Origin of the sequence: Ochrobactrum sp. AN78, from assembly GCF_029909885.1 — a bacterium.
Classification (GTDB): Bacteria; Pseudomonadota; Alphaproteobacteria; order Rhizobiales; family Rhizobiaceae; genus Brucella; species Brucella quorumnocens.
In genome coordinates this window covers 1-20,810 of sequence record NZ_JASAMU010000017.1, presented here as the reverse complement: position 1 = coordinate 20,810, position 20,810 = coordinate 1, and the positions used below count along the sequence as shown (strand labels likewise).

Genomic DNA, 20,810 nt, shown 5'->3' with positions numbered 1-20,810 from the left:
TTAGAATTTAGACACTACAAGCATAATGGCGATAGTCTCATAGGAAACGTCGATCCCACGTTCGAGCAGCATTTCCTCAACTTCACGCAGGCTTATGTTGAACCGCAGGTAAAGCCAAACGGCGTGAGCAATGATTTGCGGTGCAAAACGGTGGCGCTTGAAATTGATAACTGGTGTTTGCATCAGCGAAAATTAGGACCAACCCGGCAAAACAGGTGGGCTCAAAACACCGCTTACGTTCGTGGAAGCGAGGGCTTTCGAAGAGAATTTGAAGCCAAGGGGACCATGGAGATCGCCTCGGTATACGACGAGGTTGAGCGAGTTGCCTGTGATATCGGTTTAGAATGAAAATTTGCATCAGAGTGATGCAAAATTACAAAGCCGAGCTGCTCTAATTCGCTTCGTCTAATTGTCTAAGAATTCGTTTCGCGCGCTTTTGGACTTTATATGAGACACGGCTTAAGAGATCATGACCCCCGACTTGTGTCTTGGCTATTTCATTGGCGACCATCTCAGCATGCTCTAGTACAGTCTCGGCCAAGGATTGCACTCTGCGCAGGGTTTTAGCCGGACTGAGGCTAACACTCGTCGCCAATTCTTTCCAATCGGCTGCGTGCAACTCGTTAGCATTCGTTTTGCCAGCAATCGACTGAGCCAAGGATTGATCTGCATTTTTGTAGATGGAAGCGCACATCAGATCGTACAGCGGAGCCAATCTAGCTGATCCTCCCTGACCAATCAGGATTGAGTAGTTTTTAGCGTGAGCATCAGTATTGCAGATCAAAACATTGAAGATAACGGCATCAAGGAACTTTTCGCGCTCACCAGCCGAAATGAACTCTTCAACGGCTTTAAACATGCGGACAAGCGTTGGGCCATTCCGACCACCGAACCTAGAGCGTTCATATTTTTGAGCAGGAAAGTAACCCAGCACTTGGCAGAAATCTTCTTGATGGATACGGCGCACGAAGCCTTTGCCGTCTCGAATGCGGTCATAGCGTTCGACGAGGAGATACGAGCGACTTCCTGCTACTCCCGTTGTCACGTTCGCAACATCAAGACCGCAATGCATGGCGAGACGCATGCAGAAAGCTTCGTTCTGAACGCTTGCAGGAAACCGAGTTTTCAGAGCATCAGGTTTCAAAATATGCGTTGATGGTGTCCCCTCAGTTGGTACCCCAAGCATTCCATCATCGAGCATGTAGACAGGCAGTTTGTCTTGAACTCCAGCTAGAGACATGGATACGCCTTCAGTGCCAATCAAAAACGGCTTCTCTGGCAGCTCATTGATTATCTTCTCCAGTGTTGCTTCATCTGGGATGGGTGTAACACTCGTACTCCCACTTTTGCGCGGCGCACCGACTGATATTGCACCAGCGGTATCTCTTCCGAGGTGAGCTAGCACACCGACGATGTCTTGCGGTGACACCTTGAGCCGCTGACCAATCTCACTCAGATGGCTTTCCGGCATCAAGTTAGCAAGCCACGGCAGAATCTTATCAGGGCCATATGATGACGTTTTTGTTGGCATGGTCACGGAGAGAGGGAAGGCAGACTTTTTACTTGCCCATTCGTCCAGATAAGAGAAATTCAAGTTCTCATCGGAGTGGAGCTCGCCAACTGCAAAATCTTCATAAAACAGAGTTGTCATTACAAATAGCCTCGGCGTTTAGTATTTTGGCAAGAATGACAATTCGTCGTCGTCTTCTGGTAACGTTTGCCGATTAACTGTAAGCGAATTTGCATCGATGAGATTAATGCCGACTTCACGGGCTACCAACAGAGCCTTCCCGAGTTGGCATGTCGGCTTACCGTTTTCCAGGTCGATGATAAAGCGATCTCCGGTACCGCATCTTCTTGCCAAGTCGGTTTGTGTCCAGCCGAAAGCTTTTCGCTTCTCGCGAACCAGTGCCCCCAAATCTGCAGCTGACTTTATCAATCGCCTTCTCCTTTGCATCTTACCGTACGGTAATATTTAGGCGAGTTAAAGTCAAAACATACCGAGCGGTAATATTTGAAGAACGGGGACAACATTCTTACCGCTCGGGAATCTTTCAAGCAAAGCTAGAGATTTGTTACCGTTCGGTAAGACAGACGGTTCTGACGGGATAGACGCCCCTCCGATGGCGTTGATGTGGCAGAATGGGTTCGTTGAGCACCATTGAGGAGGATGCGGCCATGGAAGAGATTACTACAGTCGGTTTGGATCTGGCGAAAAATGTATTTCAGGTCCACGGAAGTGACAGTGATGGGCGAGTTCTGTTGCGCAAGAAATTACGACGAGAGCAATTGCTGTCATTCTTCTCCAAACTACCTGCTTGCATGGTGGCGATGGAAGCGTGTTCCAGCAGTCATCATTGGGGTCGGGAGATTGGTGGAAAAGCTACTCCAACTGCATCATGCCGTAGGTAAAGCTATCTGATTATGCTGCTTCCTGCAAAAGAGAAGCAAAGACTTCTGCAGGCGTTTTGTACCCCAAACATTTCCGCGGTGTATTGTTGAGCCGATGACAGATGAATGCGAGGTCTCGATCACTGAGGGTGAGCGGATCAAGGTCTCGGGGAAGCCAGCGTCTTGTGCGTCTGTTGGTGTTCTCAACGGTGCCTTTCTGCCAGGGTGATTGCGGATCACAGAACCATGTTTGAGACCCTATCCCATTCTGTAGATACGACCACTCTGTAAACTCCGTACCACGATCAAACGTGATTGATCGGCGGGCCATTTGGGGCAGGGGTTGGAGTACCCTAATCACGCCATCCATCACCGGCCGTGACTGACGATCATTGTTACGTAGCAACACCGCAAAGCGGCTCACCCGCTCGACCAGAGACGTCACATTGGCTTTGCCGAACCTCTTGCGAAACTGGATGAGGTCGCACTCCCAATGACCGAACTGCTTGCGCCTGGCAACCATGTCTGGACGATAAAGGATGCTCAGTTCTGGTGGAAAGCGGCGTCCATGATGACGCCGGGCATGACGTGGGCGGCGTCGGGCACGACGTTCCGGCAGAAATTTCCAAAGCTCTTCTTTTCGACCGTCGGTGGAATACACAAACTGATAGATTGTTTCGTGACTGGCAGAGATGGGATGTTGCTCCAACCTAGGGAACTGGCGAACTCTCGAGCAACAAAAGCGAGAGGCAGAGACGCTCAAAATGCGACCGGATACTTTCGAGCCAACGAACAGAATAGCGGAAGCACCGCATCAATCAAAACCGCAGACATCGCAAAAAAGTAAGCAAGATAGCGGTGTAGAGTATGACTGAAAATCGTTTTCTCAGAGAGGGAACTTGCGTCACGGCTTGGACATTAGTTCGCTTTCCGACGGATGCTGCTCACGCTAATCCACCTACAAACCCGCTCATTTCTTTAAGGCGGACCATTGAAAACCGCACGGGACCTTTGCATCCGCGAACTTTGCAGACAGCTTTGCTTTCGATCTGGTCCAGATAGAGCTTCACAAAGTTGCGCTCGACCTTTTTTGATGAGCTGTGCAAAAATTATACCGGAAAACGTAACCCCGGCCATGAGGGCGAAACCCGCGGTGCTCACCTTACGGCCCTTAGACACTTTAAAATAGTGAGCCTTCATTAGCCCTGCCTTATTGATAACAACTTGGCAGCCGTAACGGCCAACACTAATTCAAGATATGAAGAAGCGCACATCGATATATCGCATGCAATTTTCTTGCGTTTCATGATTGCGGGAGCCTCCGGACCAAGTAACTGGTTTTCCCAGTTATACAGTGTCGGTCTGCATACGCCGAGCTTTTCGGCCAGAGCCTGCGCACTTGCTTGCCGATTATAAAGTCCGACGACGCCAGCCTTCTTCAGCGCATCAGGGTATCGTGGACGTCCAGTTCTTCCAGTGACGGCTTTGCTGGTTTCGGGAAACGCCTCACGAACCCATGCTGTCAACGTTGCACGACCGGGATAGCCCAAAGCGCGCATCGTTGCAGAAACACAACAACCATGCGTGCGGTAGTGCTCAACAGCCGCTTCTTTCTGCGCCTGTGTGAACTTTGGGGCTCGGGGCGCAAATCCTAAACGCAGATCAAGAAGGTGCTCGTATTCCAGGTACCAACCCTTCAAAGCATTATTGCTTGGGTAGCCCAACTGGCGAATAGTCGCTTTCGGGCGCTTGCCCAGCTTGATGTAGAGCGCAACTGCTCGCAACCGGTCTTCGTAGGAATACATGAACTAACTCCCTGATAGTCCAGGTTTTCGTCCGCACCCCCAAACGTTGCTATATTTCCAGGGCGGGAGTCCGGTTTGACCCGACACCCCTTTTGCTTAGGGGCCCGCGTCAACGCCAAATGTCAAATGCTAAAGGATCGGCATCGTGACTGTTCATGGCGCTATGCAACAGTGAAAGACATAGTCAAAGACAAGGCTGGGGGCAATCTGTGGTGATGGCGCGAGCGATCTCGACGTTCAAAGAGCGCGCTGCGTGGTCATTGCACAGCCGATTGCCGCTCGGAACATCATCTGCTTTCCCGTTGCGGACAAGCCCCAGGAAACCAGAGCGTCGCAACCGTTCCGATGTCAGAGATCCGGCCCCTCTATATTGGGATTTTGACAAAGTCCTAACGATAGTATTAACCATTTTATACGAGTATTCTACCGCTGAATCCATGCCTTGTATTAAACGTTACTTATATAAGACATGCGTAATACATAAATTTACAATCTCTTCATGGGATCGTCACCCGCGATCCCTGATCGACAAGCCGAGGTCTTGATGGCGCACAGTTCTGGAAAATGCTCTGAACACTTGAAACTGCTCGCATCGGTCTCGGTGCTTGTTCTCGCGCAGACGGCCGCTAGCACACCGTCGGTTGCGGACCCCTATTATGTGGTGAGTGGCAGTGTCTATCCTGCGCCGCCGGCCGATGCGCCGATCTATAATTTCAACAACGGGCAGATGTCGGTGGGGCAGAACTCTGCGGGCTCACTCTCGGTCAAGGACGGCGCCACACTGACTGGCGGATTTCTCCTCATCGGCGCCAAGGGCGCAGGCACCATGACTGTTGCCGGCCAAGGCACCACGGTGTCAACGGCCAGCATGCTCTATGTCGGCAGACACAGCGCCGGAACGCTGATAGTCAGTGATGGCGGGCATATCCAGGCAGATTCATCATCGGGTTTCATTGGTCTCACCATTGGATCGGAACAAGGCACGCATGGGCAGGCCACGGTCACTGGACCGGGATCGAGCATCGGAAGCAATGGGATCATCGTTGTTGGCAGTGCGGGGACGGGCAACCTGACAATAGCCGATGGCGGTCAGGTCAGCGGCTACCAGCTCTATCTGGGCAATACCGGATCCGGTTCAGGGACAGTCACCATCACAGGACAAGGCTCGGCCTGGAGCGGCGAGGACGGCATCTGGGTTGGACAATTCGGTAACGGCAGCCTGAATCTTTATGATGGCGGCACCATCAACGATTCCGCGCTGGAGATTGCTTATCAGAAGGGAACCACCGGTATCGTGAACATCGGTGGCGGTGTCGGCGAAGCCGCGCAAGCAGGCGGCATCATCAATGTCGATCAGATCGAGTTCAACCGTCAGGGGGGCGGCAGCAACGGCGTCCTGAACTTCAACACCACCGACACGGTCAGCGTGCATGCCCGCATCATCGGCATTGGCACCATCAACCAGATCGCCGGCACAACGGTTCTGACAGGCAACAATTCCCTGTTTGCGGGCGGTGTCGCCATCAGCGGTGGCACCTTGCAATTGGGCGATGGCGGCACTAGCGGCAATCTTGCAGTCGATGTATCGACAGGCACGGACGCCAGCCATCACGGCACCCTTGCCTTCAACCGGTCGGACATCGTCACCTTCAACACCGTGATTTCCGGCACCGGTTCGGTGCTGCAGATGGGCAGTGGCACCACGGTGCTGAGCGGCGAAAACAGCTATTCCGGCGGCACCTTGATCAGCGCCGGCACGCTGTCGGTTGCCGCTGACGCCAATCTCGGCCTCGCCTCAGGCGGCATCACCCTTGATGGCGGCACCCTGCAGGTGACCGGCACCGCCTACACGCAGACGAGCCGGGATCTGATCATTGGCAGTTATGGTGGCGGCTTTGACATTGTCGATGCCGGCAATCGCTTCACGGTTTCCCAGGACCTGACCGGCCAGGGCGGGATCTGGAAACTGGGCAATGGCACACTGGTACTCACCAGCAGCAACAGCTATTCCGGCGGCACGCGGATCACTGCGGGAACGGTTTCGGTGGCCGCTGACGACAAGCTCGGCCTGGCCTCGGGTGGCCTCACCCTTGATGGCGGTACGCTGCAGGTCACCGGCGCCCTCTATCAGCAAACCGATCGCAGCATGACGCTGGGAGAAAATGGCGGTGGCTTCGACATTGCGGATTTGAGCAACACATTCACCGTAACCCAGCCGATGAGCGGCACAGGACGGCTCTGGAAGCTCGGCGCTGGCACATTGGTTCTGGCGGGCGACAACAGCTTTTCCGGCGGACTTTCCGTCGAAGCCGGAACCGCAAAAGCGGGTATCATCGATCATGCCTTTGGCTCGGGCATTCTGAGTGTCAGTGCGGGCGCAAACGCTGATCTTGCCAATTTCAACACCACCACGGGCGGCCTGTCAGGCGCCGGTAGCGTTGCGCTTGGTTCGGGCAGCCTGACGCTCGCGCAATCCGTCGACACCGTTTTCTCCGGCACCATTGCGGGCAGTGGCGGCCTTGCAAAGAATGGCAGTGGGGCTCTCACGCTTTCGGGCGCAAACAATTATCTGGGCGCCACCGCCGTCAATGGCGGAACGCTGCGCCAGGGCGCAGCGGGCGCGTTGAGTGCGGCATCAAGCTATACGGTCGCGGCCTCAGGCACACTTCAACTTGGCGGCTTCAACACCACAATGGCCGCACTCGGCAATCAGGGTGACATCCGTTTTGGCGGCAGCGGCGGCGCCCGACTGGCGATCACCGGCAATTATAGCGGCGGCGGTTCTATCACCCTCAACACTGAGCTTGCGGGCGATGATTCCATCACCGACCAGTTGAAGGTCGAGGGAGACACCGCCGGTGCCACCCAGCTCACCGTGATCAATCAGGGCGGCTCCGGTGCACAGACGGTCAATGGCATCAAGCTCGTCGATATCGGCGGCACTGCGGCCGGCACCTTCACGCTTGCCAATGGCTACCAGACCAAGGATGGCCAGCAGGCGGTGGTCGGTGGCGCCTTTGCCTATACGCTGCAACAGGGCGGCGTGAAAACACCCGATGATGGCGACTGGTATCTGATCAGCCATATGGCCGATCCAGATTGCTCGGACGGCAACTCTTGTGCGCCGACCCCGCGCTACAGCGCCGGGGCGCCGCTCTATGAAGGCTATGTGCAGAACATGCTGATGCTCAACAAGCTGCCGAGCCTGCAGCAGCGTGTCGGCAATCGTTACTTCGCTGACACAAGCGGCGAGAGCTTGCAGGATGACGGACGTGGCGAAGGCGCAAATGTTACCTCTCAGGGCGTCTGGGCCCGCGTCGAAGGCGCGCATAACCGGCTGGAACCCGCAACCTCGACGTCACGGATGAAACAGGATATCAATACGCTGCAATTGCAGAGTGGCATTGACGGGCAGTTCTATGAAAACGAAAACGGACGTCTGATCGCCGGCATCACCGGGCAATATGGACACGCCAAAGGCGATGTCTCGTCGCTGCATGGGGATGGATCGATTTCAACCGACGCCTGGAGCCTGGGAGCGACTGCCACCTGGTATGGCAATGACGGATTCTATCTTGATGGCCAGGGACAGGTCAGCTGGTTTGACAATGATCTCGATTCCTGGACCGCAAATCAAAGCCTCGCCCATGGCCGCACGGCCACCGGCTATGCCGTAAGCCTGGAAACAGGAAAGCGGATGGCCCTTGATGGAAACTGGTCGCTGACCCCGCAAGCCCAGCTGTCCTGGTCTTCGATCAGTGCCAATGCGTTTCGCGACGCGTGGAATGCGCGGGTCAGTGTCGATGATGGGGCGAGCCTGCTCGGCCGTCTTGGTCTGGCCGCGCAATATGCCACCTCCTGGAAGGATGATAGCGGGCGCATAAGCACGGCCTCCGTCTATGGCATTGCCAATCTCTATCAGGAATTGTTAGGCGGCAGCACGGTCAGTCTCTCCGGCGTCGATTTTGACACCAACAACGACCGCAGCTGGGGCGGGATCGGCATGGGAACCAGCTATGCCTGGGCTGACAACACCTATGCGCTTTATGGCGAGGGATCGATCAATACCGGCCTTACGCATTTTGGGGATAGCTATGTGTTGAAGGGCAATGCCGGTTTCAGGGTCAAATGGTAGCCTTTACCCAAGCGCTGGACGCCGCACGTTACCGGTAATACGCGTGGAATGACGGAGCTCTATATCAAGAATGCAGGTGGCACTGGGCCCCAGACAAGAAATAGTATTAAGATTGTGACTGTGGTTGGGGAATAGGGCGTAGAGCTTCCCAATGAAACCGCGCGCCTAGAACAGATACCGCGGATTCTTCAGGACTTGGTGTGCCGCTTTGCGATAATTTTGCAGCATCTGAAAAGATCAACAATTCGCTGAATGAAGCGCAAAGGCCGCTATGGCATCGATTTTTTTCGCAAAATTTTGCGTCTTACAAACGCTGTAGAAGGCCGGAGCGGCCGGGACACGCGGAAAATGGGTTAAAATCAGTGGTTGGTCGGTCAGGGCTTTTAGGCAGAAATTGACTTGGACGACGGGCGGTCTGATTGTTTTTAAATGATATTTTTCTCGATTTTGGATAATACTTGCATTTTAACTTTGATAGAGATGTATAGTTTCCGTTTTACGTTTCCGTATCGTCTTAATATTAGGATTATATGATATAAATTTCACAATAAATTGATTTTTTTACCGGTTTTAATTCAATGGAAAGCGGGTTCAAATAAGAGGCGTAATATTTGAACGAGGGAAGCGATGCTTTATTGTATGCGATATCTCTAATGTTGCTCAAAGGCATGTCGTTTTGCCATTACGCAGCAGTGAGACTGTATACGGGGCAGAGATTGCGCCCATTCGTTTGAAGAGACGTCCGTCACTTTTTTCAGAACGAGCGCAGATGCTGGAGTTTTTGCATGCGTAGATTGAATGATGAACATGTTTCTCCGCGAACTGCCGGTTCTGCGTTTCTTGATCCAACTGCCGGCCTAGAGCACCCGGCATTCAGGCGCATCTCTGTCGAAGAATCTTGTTTAAGCTGCCGTAGCCGGCTTGTCACAGCACTGCTGGCGGGGACCATGCTCGGCCTTGTGTTCACGGGGGGCGGAGTTTCCCAAGCTTTGGCGAAAGGTGGTCAGGGCGGAGCAACCACAGGCGTAGAGACGGATTGCGGTTATGGCGGTGCCGGTGGTGCGAGTTATGATTCCGCGAACCAGGCGGATGATTACAACGGTAAGGATGCGACTTATGGAGCTGGTCACCTCAGTACGGGTTGTGGCTACAATGGCGGCGGTGGCGGCGGTGCCGGCGGGACTGGCGGAAAAGGCGTGGCCTCCAATATTCAAAGCGAGCCAGCCGCTGGCGATGGTGGCGATGGCGGTGCCAATGGCCAGGTTGTAAATTCAAATGTCCATCTCTCTACAGATATTCAAGCTGGTGACGGTCAAGCCGGCAAGGATGGCCGTTGGGTCGGCGCGTCTGGTGGCGGCGGCGGGGCCGGTGGCTATGGTCTGATTGCCACAGATCAGGTGACGACGATCACAAATGCCCATCAGATAAAGGCCGGTCAGGGAGGCAGTGGAGGTGCTGGAACACCTCACGACACGCACTCGCCCTCCTATGCTGCCGGCGGTGGCGGTGGCGGTGGCGATGGCGGGGTCGGGATTTTCACCCAGAATGCTCAAGTTACCAATTCTGGCATGATAGTCGCTGGCGATGGCGGCAATGGCGGGGCAGGCGGATATGATAAGAATGCTGTCAGTATTGCGGCTGCCGGCGGCGATGGTGGGGCAGGCGGAGCCGCCGTTTTTGGCAATGAGAATAATCGTGTTTCACAGGGAACTGTTACCAATCAGGCAAATGCAACCCTACTTGGCGGCAAAGGGGGGCGCGGGGGCGATAACTCGGTCGCTTACGGTACGTTTTACTTTCCAAATCTCACAGGCAGTGGCGGAGCCGGTGGCTCTGGTGTTGCTTATTTTCAGGCGGTTACAAATTATGGTAATATCATCGCGGGTGATGGTGGCGACTCCGGTGATTATTATGGTAATGGCGGTTCCTACCGTGGTGCTATGCTGGGCGGTGCAGGTGGTGACGGGGTTGTAAACGGCTATACAAATTTCCAAAAAAGCGTCGTTAACCATGGAAATATTACGGCGGGGCGGGGTGGCAACGCAGGGCGGTTTAGTGCGACTCAGTACGGAAGTGGTCCCGCTGGCAATGGTGGTTCCGGTGGCACTGGTATAAATTTTGTTAACTCGGGTTCAGGCTCCAATATAACAAACAGCGGTACAATTACGGCGGGCGCTGGTGGCAATGGCGGGTCGGATTCTTACGGGCAGAGCGATATCGGGAATGGTGGCAAGGGCGGCTCCGGCATTTTTTCGAGTGTTGGAGCTGTTATCAACAATAGCGGGACGATTATCGGCGGCGAAGGGGGAGCTGGCGGTACGAACTTAACAGTCAACTGGCCTTATGGCGATACAACCGCCAATGGCGGTGACGGCGGCGCCGCGATTGAAGCTGGGGCTGGTTCCCTAGTCACCAATAGCGGCAAACTCTTTGCAGGCCAGGGCGGTGCTGCTGGCAGCAATACATCCACAGAGGGCGGGAAAGCGGGTGCAGATGGTCTTGCGATCAATGTCGGTAATCAAAGCACGCTTACAATCCAGGCGGGATCGGAAATTGTCGGCGGCGTTGTGGCGGCCCTTTATTCATTGAACGGCCAGAACGCTGTTGCTGACAGCCACCTTGTTTTAGACGGAACAGCCGATTTCAGCTTCTCGGGCGGCATCAGTTCCAATCTTGCCGAGCCGGGATTTCAGTATCAGGGATTCTTGGATCTCGAAAAGACAGGGAGCGGAACGGTCACCCTGACTGGAACCAACACCTATACCGGCCCGACAAAGTTGACCGGAGGCACGCTGTCGGTTTCCTCCGATGACAGTCTGGGTGCTTTATCCGGGCCGACGATCAGCATATTGATTTTCCAGGGTGGCACCTTGCAAGTCACCGGCACGGCGATGACAGAGCTGGCGCGCGCGATTGACTGGACGGCAGCAGGTGGTGGCTTTGATATTGCGGACGCAAATAATGTGTTCACAGTGAGCCAGACGCTTGGGACCGTCGCAACCCCTGGCGGCAAGCTGACCAAATCCGGTACGGGTACGCTGGTTTTATCGGGAACAAATCTTTATAGCGACGGCACCAGCCTTCAAGGCGGCACGCTTTCGGTGTCGTCTGATGCCAATCTCGGTGATGTGAGCGGTGGACTTTCTTTTGCAGGCGGCACACTGGAAGTGACCGATACGATTGTGTCTTCGCGTGCTGTGAGCCTTGCAACCGATGGCGGCACGGTGTCGGTTGCAAGCGGCAAGACCTACACGCTGTTGACTGCAGTGAGCGATCAGGCCGCAGCGGCAGGCACATTGACCAAGTCGGGCGATGGTACCCTGGTGCTTGGTGCTGTAAACAGCTATTCGGGCGGCACAAACATCCTGGGCGGAACTTTGCAGTTGGGCGACGGCACTGCCGGTCATGACGGGATGATTATCGGTGATATCGTCAATAATACCAGTCTGGTTGTTGCCAATCTTGGCGATACGGAGCTGACTGGCGATATCAGCGGCACAGGATCGCTGACGCAATCAGGCCCAGGCGTGCTGACGCTATCAGGCAACAACGACTATACCGGCGGCACATACCTTCTGGCCGGCACCGTCTCGGTGGCGCAGGAGGAGAACCTCGGCAATGTGACCGGGGCACTGAACTTTGACGGCGGCACCTTGCAGGTGACCGGCACCGACTTCAACCAGACCAATCGCAGCATCAACTGGGGCAATCAGGGCGGCGGCTTTGATATTGTCGATGCCCATAACACATTTACCGTCGCTTCAGCCTTTTCTGGCACAGGTGCGCTCACCAAGACCGGGGCCGGTGCCCTGGTGCTGACGGCAGACAGCTCCCTCTATAGCGGTGCGGTGGATGTGAAGGCGGGTGATCTGCGCCTTAATGGTGCAAAACTCGGCGGCACCTTACAGGTGGAGGATCAGGCGGATCTGGGTGGCGATGGCACCATCGGTGGCGCAGCAAGCTTTGCTTCAGGCGCGACATTGTTTGGACAGACCGGGCAGAAGCTTTTCTTTGGCAATGGCCTGACACTTGCAGCAGGCAGCCAGACCGATGTGACACTGACCGGCGGCCCTTCCACCAATGCGCTGTTTGATGTTACTGGCGATCTGTCGCTCGATGGTCAACTCAATGTCGATGATGGCAGCGTGGTTGGCGCCGGTGTCTATCGCATTTTTGACTATTCGGGCAATCTGACCCACAATACAATGACGATCGGCACGGTTGCCGATGGCAATGCGTCCGATTACAGCCTGCAGACCTCGATCACCCATGAGGTCAATCTGATCAATAGCGGCGGTCGCCACTTCTCCTTCTGGGATGGCAGTGAGATGAGCGGCGACGGCACTGTTCATGGCGGTGACGGCACCTGGGATAGTATAAACAGCAACTGGACCAGTGCGGACGGTAGCGCCAATACGCCGTGGTTTGACGATACATTTGCGGTGTTTGGCGGGCCAGCCGGCACCGGTGGCACCGTGACCCTTGATGGCGGCTTTACGCCCAGTGTCAATGGCATGCAGTTCATGAATGATGGCTATGTGCTGACCGGCGGTTCACTGACCCTTGCCGGCACCGGCGATCAGCTGATCCTTGTTGGCGATGGCTCGCTCGAAAGTTCTTCAATGACTGCAACCATTGCAGCCTCGATTGAAGGCAATGAAGGCTTGCTTAAATCAGGCGCAGGGCAATTGGTGCTGAGCGCTGCCAATAGCTATACCGGCACCACCACGGTGACCGAAGGGCTGCTGACGCTGGGTGATGGCGGCAGCCTTGATGCATCCAGCAATATTGTTCTGGCCAATACGCGCTATGGCACGGGTAACTTTGCCATTAACAAGAACACGGACTTCACGCTGTCAAACCAGATCAGTGGTCTGGGTGAAGTCTATAAGCGTGGCACGGGTATTACGACCTTCTCAGGCGACAACAGTTTCTCGGGCGGCTTGAATGTGGAAGCAGGTACAGCCAAGGCCGGGATTGCCGATCATGCCTTTGGCTCAGGCCTTGTGAAGATTGCCGATGGTGCAATCCTTGATCTTGCCGATCTCAACGAAACGATCGGCGGCCTTGATGGTCTGAACCCAGCCGATGGTCATGGTCATGACGGCAATATCACGCTCGGTTCTGGCACGCTCACGCTCAATCAGGATCTGCATGGCGATTATTCGGGTGAGATCTCAGGCAGTGGCGGGATCGTCAAGAATGGTGCGGGCGATCTGGTGCTTTATGGCGCCAACAGCTATGCGGGCATCACCAATGTGACGGCAGGCGCACTTGTGCAGGGCGCGCAAGGGGGCTTCTCACAAGCCTCATCCTATCAGGTCCAGGATGGTGCCGAGCTTGATCTTTCCGGCTTTGCCACCGGGATGGCCGGGCTTCAAAATGGCGGCCGGGTCAGCTTTGGCGGCACAGGCGGCACGGTTCTCACCATTCATGGCGATTATGTCGGCACAGGCGGCACGCTTATGATGTCGACGGTGCTCAGTGATGATAGCGCACAGACCGATCAGCTTGTCATCACCGGCAATAGCGCGGGCAATAGCAAGGTCTCGATCAGCAATCGCGGTGGCTTTGGTGCGCAGACGGTCAATGGCATCAAGATCATTGATGTCGGCGGGCAGTCAGATGGCAGTTTTGCGCTCAATGGCGATTACACGACCAAAGACGGTCAGCAGGCGATCATGACGGCGTCTGCCTATGCTTATACGTTACAGAAGGGTTCTGGCAGCGGCAACAAGGATGGCAACTGGTATCTGGTCAGCCAGAACACCAGGGCAACCAATCCAACCGACCCGACTGATCCGACCGATCCAACGGATCCGACAGATCCAACCGGTCCACGCTATTCTGCGGCGGCACCAATCTATGAATCCTATGGTTCAACCTTGCAGGCCTTGAACCGTCTGCCCACCTTGCAGCAGCGTGTGGGCGACCGTTATCTCGATAAGGAGGCCTTGCTTCCAAGTGCTCTCTCTTCCACAGACAGCGCTCAGAGCGGCGAGACCACGCCGGCTGGCATCTGGGGCCGGATTGAAGGGGCGCATAACCGCATTCAGTCCGCTTCCACAGCGGGTGATCTCAACCAGAACATCAACACCGTCATTCTTCAGGCCGGTGTCGATGGCCAGTTCTATGAGAATGAGCAGGGCCGTCTGATTGCCGGCATCACCGGACAATATGGCAATGCCCATGCCCGGATCGACAATCTGACCGGCGACGGCAGTGGCGAAATCAACACGCAGGGCTGGGGCCTTGGGGCGAACGCCACCTATTATGGCAATAATGGCTTTTATCTCGATGCACAGGCTCAGGCCAACTGGTATGACAGTGATCTCGATGTCGATGCGGTCAATCGCGGCCTTGTTCATTCCAACAAGGGCTTTGGCTATGCATTAAGCCTTGAAGCAGGCCAGCGCATCACGCTCAATGAGAGCTGGTCGCTGACGCCGCAGGCGCAGCTGATGTGGTCGTCGGTTGATTTTGACAGCTTCACCGATGCTTATGACGCACGGATCTCAAGCCATGAGGGCGACAGCCTGACGGGTCGGATTGGACTGGCTGCCAATTATCAAAATAGCTTCACCGGCGCAGATGGTCGCAAGGTCGACACGTCTCTCTATGGCATTGCCAATCTCTATCAGGCTTTGATCGGTGAAAACCGCATTGATTATGCCGGCACGCGCATGGCGACCGATGATGACAAGAGCTGGGGCGGGATCGGCATGGGCGGCACATATCAATGGGCTGACGCCAAATATGCGCTTTATGGTGAAGCCACCATCAACACAGCACTTAATCATTTTGCCGACAGCTACACAATCAAAGGCAATCTCGGCTTCAAAGTCAGGTGGTAGGAGACGGTCAATCTGCAAAGAAACGCAGCGGCTGTTCGTCGAGGTTTTGTCTCAATGTTCCGGATAGGTCAGTCTTGAGACCGCGTGTTATCCCACATTCGGAATCGATTATTGATAGGCTTGTGCTGGGCGCTTGTGAGTTATTCGAACGACGATGAACAGCAGACAGGTCTTTATGAAGAAAAGCGATCCAGCCCCGTGAACTCGGGACCAGGGGAAGCTGTTCACACAGCACGACTCAGGAAGAACGCATAGGCCGCATTTGATCGCAGGCTTTGATGCTTGCGGCAGGCGTGGCTTGCATTACGAGAGACAATCGCAACTGCAGGAAATTGGCCGCAATGGGTTTAGTGTGCGGTTACAGGTCTTTGACTAAAAGGACCCCAAGTGCGTAATTGGCGGAATGGATATCCGCATAGCCGTTTCCCAGATCAAAAAAATAATACATGTCGGGGAAGGCTTACGTGGAGGACCAAAAATTTTCACCTTCCCCGAAATCGGCCTTCTCTATATCCGGAAAGAGGCCTTTTTCAAGCTGCGGACCGGAACAGGTCGTTTGCAACAAGGTTGCTAACTCATCAACGGTCGGCAAACGCCATCCCCGGCCTGATTTAGCAGCTTGGACCTCCGCCTCGCTATGGGTAAAGGCATCGGCCTCACCGCGGCAGGTTTTTTCTCTGGCGCTCCAGTGCATGCCTAGCGCACATCGTTTCCAGATCAATTTTGCCTTTTTGTCGATACCAACGTCCTGGCGAATTTCCAAACGGGTTTTAGGACTGTCGGTACAGGCATTTGCCGAGCCCATCGAAAGGAGTGAGACAAGAGTAGTCATCATAATTGCTGGAATGCGCATAGAGATCGAGTCCTTCTTTGAGGATGCGTGCATGCTTGCAGCGATTTGCGGCACGATCTAAGCAGAACCCGGTAACGCACCGTTTTTTTGGAGTTTGCTTCGATGTTCTGAACGAGGCCGGGATCTCAAACTGCTCGATACGCCTTTTAACAGATCAATCTCTCGAAACCGAATAGCCCCCGTTTTGGGGCGAAAAGAGAAATCCATGGGGCAATCCAAGGATGATTGCTTTCAATCCCGCTATTGGTGCCTTCTCGCAGTTCAAGTCTCTTTGTGATCGTCTGCCGAGTAAAGTTTAGCCGCGATAAACTATCGTGCTATCTCGCACCTATGGTTTGATCTGCCTGCCCTCATACGCGCATTGGCCCCTTGCTCGTTGGGGGGAGCCGGCCGCACGTGGCGGCTGCATTTACTGCGCGCGCCACACCTGTCTTTTCAATGGTCATTTGCATAAACCGCATCACGTGGCGGATCGTTCCATCTGTCGCATGCGCCTCCAACCCATCATGAACCCTTTCACGGAGCAAGTTGATGCCTCTTTTTGAAAGGCAGGCCGTTTCGTAATGCCCAAGAAAGAATTGGGTGATTTCATGCGGGTTCCCCTCAATGATCTGCTCAAAACTGTCAAATCGCGCAGGGGCTTGAAAAGCGGGATGGGCGGCGAACACGTCTTTAAGCCCTGCGATTGCACGGCTGCGGCTATCGCCGAGTGATTGGAAGCAACAGGTTCGATGCTGCTCAGCAATCACCTAAAGCATTCCTGCTAGATCATACGGCCTGGCCCCTCTGATCCAGTCGGGATAATGCACGAGAACACGCTGCCATGCTTCAACACGCGCGCCAGTTCATCGACTACGCGATCAAGCTCAGTCATCAGCATCAGAGCCATGTGGCAAAGGACGTAATCAGCGCTTTGCGAAGCAATCGGCAATTCTTGCGCGCGGGCGCAAAGCAGGCGGACATGCGATCCACTCAACCGTTCTTCGGCCGCTTGGATTTCATCCGGAGAGAAATCAATACCGATGATCTTGGCGCCCTTGGGACGGAACGCAACAAGCCTCTGGCAACGATAGCCATCACCACAGGCCAGATCGATAATCGTTCCTTCATCGCCTTGGGGGATGATGTCCACCAATCGATCATAGGTTGATCGGTCGTCGATAAGATTGCCGGCCTCAGAAGCGAAGCAAGAGGAGGTCATCCCCGGAAAGCGCTGATGGGCGTAAAGCAGAAACTGTTCGGTTCTAAGGCTCTTCACAGGCGACGATGCTCATTTGTTTCGATGATGACGTTTTTCTCGCACCAGATTTACTGTTCTATGGCAGGCAGCATATTGGGTCTATCAAATCAAACAGCATTCAATCGCTTCGGCAATGGCAATGAAAAGGGAAAGTATTAGTATAGGTGGAATTACCCATCGGTGTGGGCGGGATTATGGAAGGACTTTGTGTCGGTGCTGCTCGGGGACTGTTTGATAATAGGGCAGACTTGCCCGGGGTTCCGGTTTGCTCCAGCTTCGTTTCAGGCGGCGGCCAAACTGAGCGCAGGCTTCAGAGGATAGCTGATTAGGCTTTCAGTGACAGAGATACGGCGATAGCGGAAATGAGATTTCGAAGTTGTGATGGGGCTTCGGGTGACAGCTTGGCTCAACCGAAACGCTCGAACATTGCCCCCGATTTTTAATCGATAGCTGGCGGGGCGGTATAGGAACATGCTCTGGACGGTCAAACTGAATGCTCCGAACGGTCATGTTTTGAGATGATTGCCCTATTCCGGTTCGGCAGGAACCGTCGCAGCGTCATTAAAGCATGAAGACCATCGATCAACAATCGCAACTTGAAGGGAAGGATTTATGGGAGAGATGAATGAGGTCCTGATGCAAGGATATTAAACACCAGGACCTCAACGGTCGGCCTTACCAGGGCATCCTCGCAGATGGTGACCTATTTCAGTCCGATATAGATGGTAGCAGGATCGGGACGCGTGGCGTCTAGCCCTGGCGGAGGGCCGATTAAATCTCGCGACGCTTAACTGTCTCTATGGCGGGTCAATTCCAGCTGGCCGGGATGATTTCATAGCAATAGTTGGTCGATGGGGCTGCGCTTAGATCATTGGCGATTGCATTGCGCGTGCTGGTCAGGCACTTTCGCAGAATGATTGAATGAGTTTCAAGACTTCGAGTTCCTGAACATATCGGATACCGAAACCCGTAAGACAGAGCGCCAATGGCGCGCCGTTGCTGAAACCGAAGGCACCTGCGATTATGCAACGTTGCGGCGTGCTTAAGCGATCACAGCTTTAAATGCTTCCACATACTTGCCGGGCTCGAAGGGGAGAATATCAGTTTTTGATAGGCCCAGTCGTTGAAAGGGGTCCTCGCGCATTATCTCTTGCAGGCTTTCCAAGCTCTCCGCTTTTGCAATGATTATTCCTCCGGTGCGAGGAATTCTGCGGCCCGACGCCAAAAATACACCTTCAGCATAGCCTTTATTCAACCACTCGATATGGTCCGGTAATTGCGCATCTATTTCACTCAACGGACGCATATAACTCAAAATGACAATATATAAAATATTCATAATAGACCCCTTCACAATTCATTAAATACTGCTAAAAGCGAAAGCAATACTTATACTCTATCTGAATACAAATGAAACAAAATATTTCCACATTCGTCCTTTTGCACAGCCGGATCGACACTTTGACCACCCACCCAGCGATGGATGATTAAATTCAAACGGCGGTTGGAACAGTGAGATCGGAGGGTGCGGATTGTCCGAACCTTACGCCATCCAATCTCTGTCAGTCACGAAACAATCTATCAGTTTGTGTATTCCACCGACGGTCGAAAAGAAGAGCTTTGGAAATTTCTGCCGGAACGTCGTGCCCGACGCCGCCCACGTCATGCCCGGCGTCATCATGGACGCCGCTTTCCACCAGAACTGAGCATCCTTTATCGTCCAGACATGGTTGCCAGGCGCAAGCAGTTCGGTCATTGGGAGTGCGACCTCATCCAGTTTCGCAAGAGGTTCGGCAAGGCCAATGTGACGTCTCTGGTCGAGCGGGGGAGCCGCTTTACGGTGTTGCTACGTAACAATGATCGTCAGTCACGGCCGGTGATGGATGGCGTGATTAGGGTACTCCAACCCCTGCCCCAAATGGCCCGCCGATCAATCACGTTTGATCGTGGTACGGAGTTTACAGAGTGGTCGTATCTACAGAATGGGATAGGGTCTCAAACATGGTTCTGTGATCCGCAATCACCCTGGCAGAAAGGCACCGTTGAGAACACCAACAGACGCACAAGACGCTGGCTTCCCCGAGACCTTGATCCGCTCACCCTCAGTGATCGAGACCTCGCATTCATCTGTCATCGCCTCAACAATACACCGCGGAAATGTTTAGGATATAAAACGCCAGCAGAAGTCTTCCGACAAAAACTCATCGCAAACAGACATCGTTTTGCGTAAACTCAAACGGCAAAAGTCGCGCTTCAGCCTGACCTCACACGCAGTGGTGTCTGGTAGCTGGACAACGCTTGATCAGGAGCTGGACCAACTGGCGGATGTTCATATCGCACCCGCTCATCCCTGTCCTACATGCAGCAAGGCCTTGCGCCGTATCAAGGGAAGCAATGGCTTTTTTTGGGGATGTTCGGATCGCGACTGCAAGACCACCTTGCCCGATGTCAACGGCAAGCCGGGAGAGCGTAAGCCACCGCGTCCCTTGAGCGGCTTTAGCTGTACGGCGTGTGGAAAGCCGCTGACCCGCATGCGCGGCATGAGCAAGCCCAAGCAAAAAGGCAACAACCCCGTCCATACGATTTTTATAGCTGTAGCGGATTTCCAAAGTGCAAGACCAGCATCAATACCGGGGTGGACGGCACGCCCGCTTTCGGTGACCGCAAAACATCTCAGAAGCGAACATCGTAACTGACTCCCGATTTAAGAATTGGAAATTCAGTGTGAGTGTGAGCCGGGTCTCCTCCCTATTTTAGCATACCACTATATTGGAATATACATCGTTATATTGATCTAACTAATATTCGCGGCATTGTGACTTTCCCGAGGGATTCAATCATTTAGGTGCGACTTTGATGTTTGTCCTGTTCGAGTATCGGTAATCCTACGGTATCGAACTATCATTATTTTTAAACTTAGTACCAATCATCAATGCATAATAGGAGGACAGTATACGCATTCTGTTGAATGAAGAAATGACACTTGTTTCTGGTGGCGGTGGACTCGATTCCCCTGGAAAAAGCGACGCCAATTATGGCGGAAGCCGTGCTAGCGCTAGCAACTCGCATGGGGCAGAAAAAAATAACGGGCGTCCATCGAATTCCGGTTGGGGCGAGAGAGCTGGTAGCGTAATCGGGGGATTGGCGGGTTCGGTCGCTGCTGGTGCTATTGCACCTGGCGTAAGTATTGCAAAAGCTTTGGGAGGCGCCTGGGGAAAGCTTAAAGGCGGTGCGATGGGCAACACTGTCGAGAATGGCTTCGTTTCTGGAGCAAATGCCGCCATTGATAAAGCGCTTCATGACGCACAGAATGCATCAGGTCGCGCTGCAGCAAGCAGTTCGCGTTGGGGAAATAGATAGATGAAATGATGTTTCGCCGCCAATGAGTACCGTTCTTCTGACAGGTGGCGAAACATATTACACCCTAAATGGTGGTTTAGGCTCCAAACCCAATTAAACATTTGATCAAATTACTTCTTCATGATTCACTCTCCTGATAACGGGAGTTTTGGAGCATGGCAGGAGAATTCTG

At 53.9% G+C, this 20,810-nt stretch carries 12 protein-coding genes and 6 pseudogenes; 9 read left to right on the top strand and 9 right to left on the bottom strand.

Annotated features, from left to right (window positions below; all coding sequences use genetic code 11):
• Positions 1–30: 30 nt before the first annotated feature.
• Positions 31–183: pseudogene (locus tag QBD00_RS21800) on the bottom strand (IS6 family transposase); the annotation flags it as partial.
• Between the two features lie 58 nt (positions 184–241).
• Between QBD00_RS21800 and QBD00_RS23670 the strand changes: the two are divergent.
• A complete protein-coding gene (locus QBD00_RS23670; RefSeq protein WP_412535056.1) occupies positions 242–343 on the top strand; it encodes a DUF4113 domain-containing protein in 102 nt (33 codons plus the stop codon).
• A 48-nt stretch (positions 344–391) separates the two neighbouring features.
• Here QBD00_RS23670 and QBD00_RS21795 read toward each other — a convergent pair whose 3' ends face one another.
• Together QBD00_RS21795 and QBD00_RS21790 are read right to left on the bottom strand one after the other, a co-directional pair.
• Positions 392–1,651: a type II toxin-antitoxin system HipA family toxin gene (locus tag QBD00_RS21795; RefSeq protein ID WP_318580528.1), complete on the bottom strand. Its 1,260-nt coding sequence runs from the start codon at positions 1,649–1,651 to the stop codon at positions 392–394.
• Between the two features lie 18 nt (positions 1,652–1,669).
• Positions 1,670–1,939 (bottom strand): helix-turn-helix domain-containing protein, encoded by a 270-nt coding sequence (locus QBD00_RS21790; RefSeq protein ID WP_151095294.1) that lies wholly within the window; start codon positions 1,937–1,939, stop codon positions 1,670–1,672.
• Between the two features lie 239 nt (positions 1,940–2,178).
• Here QBD00_RS21790 and QBD00_RS21785 point away from each other — a divergent pair.
• Positions 2,179–2,373, top strand: a pseudogene (locus QBD00_RS21785) (IS110 family transposase); the annotation flags it as partial.
• A 49-nt stretch (positions 2,374–2,422) separates the two neighbouring features.
• Here the strand turns inward: QBD00_RS21785 and QBD00_RS21780 are convergent.
• Together QBD00_RS21780 and QBD00_RS21775 are read right to left on the bottom strand one after the other, a co-directional pair.
• A pseudogene (locus QBD00_RS21780) lies at positions 2,423–3,103 on the bottom strand (IS30 family transposase); the annotation flags it as partial.
• Positions 3,104–3,683: 580 nt separating this feature from the next.
• Positions 3,684–4,196: pseudogene (locus QBD00_RS21775) on the bottom strand (IS3 family transposase); the annotation flags it as partial.
• Between the two features lie 499 nt (positions 4,197–4,695).
• Between QBD00_RS21775 and QBD00_RS23665 the strand changes: the two are divergent.
• The 3 genes and pseudogenes from QBD00_RS23665 to QBD00_RS21765 form a co-directional block, all read left to right on the top strand.
• A pseudogene (locus QBD00_RS23665) lies at positions 4,696–6,789 on the top strand (autotransporter-associated beta strand repeat-containing protein); the annotation flags it as partial.
• Positions 6,790–6,888: 99 nt separating this feature from the next.
• Entirely contained in the window at positions 6,889–8,331 is a 1,443-nt protein-coding gene (locus QBD00_RS23660) for an autotransporter outer membrane beta-barrel domain-containing protein (RefSeq protein ID WP_412535058.1), read from the top strand.
• 785 nt (positions 8,332–9,116) lie between these two features.
• Entirely contained in the window at positions 9,117–15,185 is a 6,069-nt protein-coding gene (locus tag QBD00_RS21765; protein ID WP_318580526.1) for an autotransporter outer membrane beta-barrel domain-containing protein, read from the top strand.
• A gap of 460 nt (positions 15,186–15,645) precedes the next feature.
• Here the strand turns inward: QBD00_RS21765 and QBD00_RS21760 are convergent, their stop codons facing one another.
• The 3 genes from QBD00_RS21760 to QBD00_RS21750 all read right to left on the bottom strand — a co-directional run bounded on the left by QBD00_RS21760 (position 15,646) and on the right by QBD00_RS21750 (position 17,296).
• Positions 15,646–16,038 (bottom strand): DUF1566 domain-containing protein, encoded by a 393-nt coding sequence (locus QBD00_RS21760; RefSeq protein WP_318580525.1) that lies wholly within the window; start codon positions 16,036–16,038, stop codon positions 15,646–15,648.
• Between the two features lie 350 nt (positions 16,039–16,388).
• Positions 16,389–16,787, bottom strand: a complete 399-nt coding sequence (locus tag QBD00_RS21755) for a hypothetical protein (RefSeq protein WP_318580524.1) — start codon at positions 16,785–16,787, stop codon at positions 16,389–16,391.
• Between the two features lie 14 nt (positions 16,788–16,801).
• Positions 16,802–17,296, bottom strand: coding sequence for a class I SAM-dependent methyltransferase (locus QBD00_RS21750; protein WP_318580523.1), 495 nt, complete (start codon positions 17,294–17,296; stop codon positions 16,802–16,804).
• An 899-nt stretch (positions 17,297–18,195) separates the two neighbouring features.
• On the opposite strand from QBD00_RS21750, the gene QBD00_RS21745 reads away from it, so the two are divergent.
• The gene (locus tag QBD00_RS21745) at positions 18,196–18,324 is read left to right on the top strand and encodes a hypothetical protein (RefSeq protein ID WP_318580522.1); all 129 of its coding nucleotides are present in this window, start codon (positions 18,196–18,198) and stop codon (positions 18,322–18,324) included.
• Here QBD00_RS21745 and QBD00_RS21740 read toward each other — a convergent pair.
• A complete protein-coding gene (locus QBD00_RS21740; RefSeq protein ID WP_318580521.1) occupies positions 18,321–18,617 on the bottom strand; it encodes a YciI family protein in 297 nt (98 codons plus the stop codon). The two genes, QBD00_RS21745 and QBD00_RS21740, sit on opposite strands and share 4 nt — an antisense overlap.
• A gap of 195 nt (positions 18,618–18,812) precedes the next feature.
• Between QBD00_RS21740 and QBD00_RS21735 the strand changes: the two are divergent.
• The 3 genes and pseudogenes from QBD00_RS21735 to QBD00_RS21725 form a co-directional block, all read left to right on the top strand.
• Positions 18,813–19,508 (top strand): annotated as a pseudogene (locus tag QBD00_RS21735) (IS30 family transposase); the annotation flags it as partial.
• Complete coding sequence (locus QBD00_RS21730) at positions 19,501–19,974, top strand: hypothetical protein (protein WP_318580520.1); 474 nt, start codon at positions 19,501–19,503, stop codon at positions 19,972–19,974. The pseudogene QBD00_RS21735 and the gene QBD00_RS21730, both read left to right, overlap by 8 nt.
• 280 nt (positions 19,975–20,254) lie before the next feature.
• On the top strand, positions 20,255–20,638 hold the full coding sequence (locus QBD00_RS21725) for a hypothetical protein (protein WP_318580519.1): 384 nt from the start codon (positions 20,255–20,257) through the stop codon (positions 20,636–20,638).
• Positions 20,639–20,810: the final 172 nt, after the last annotated feature.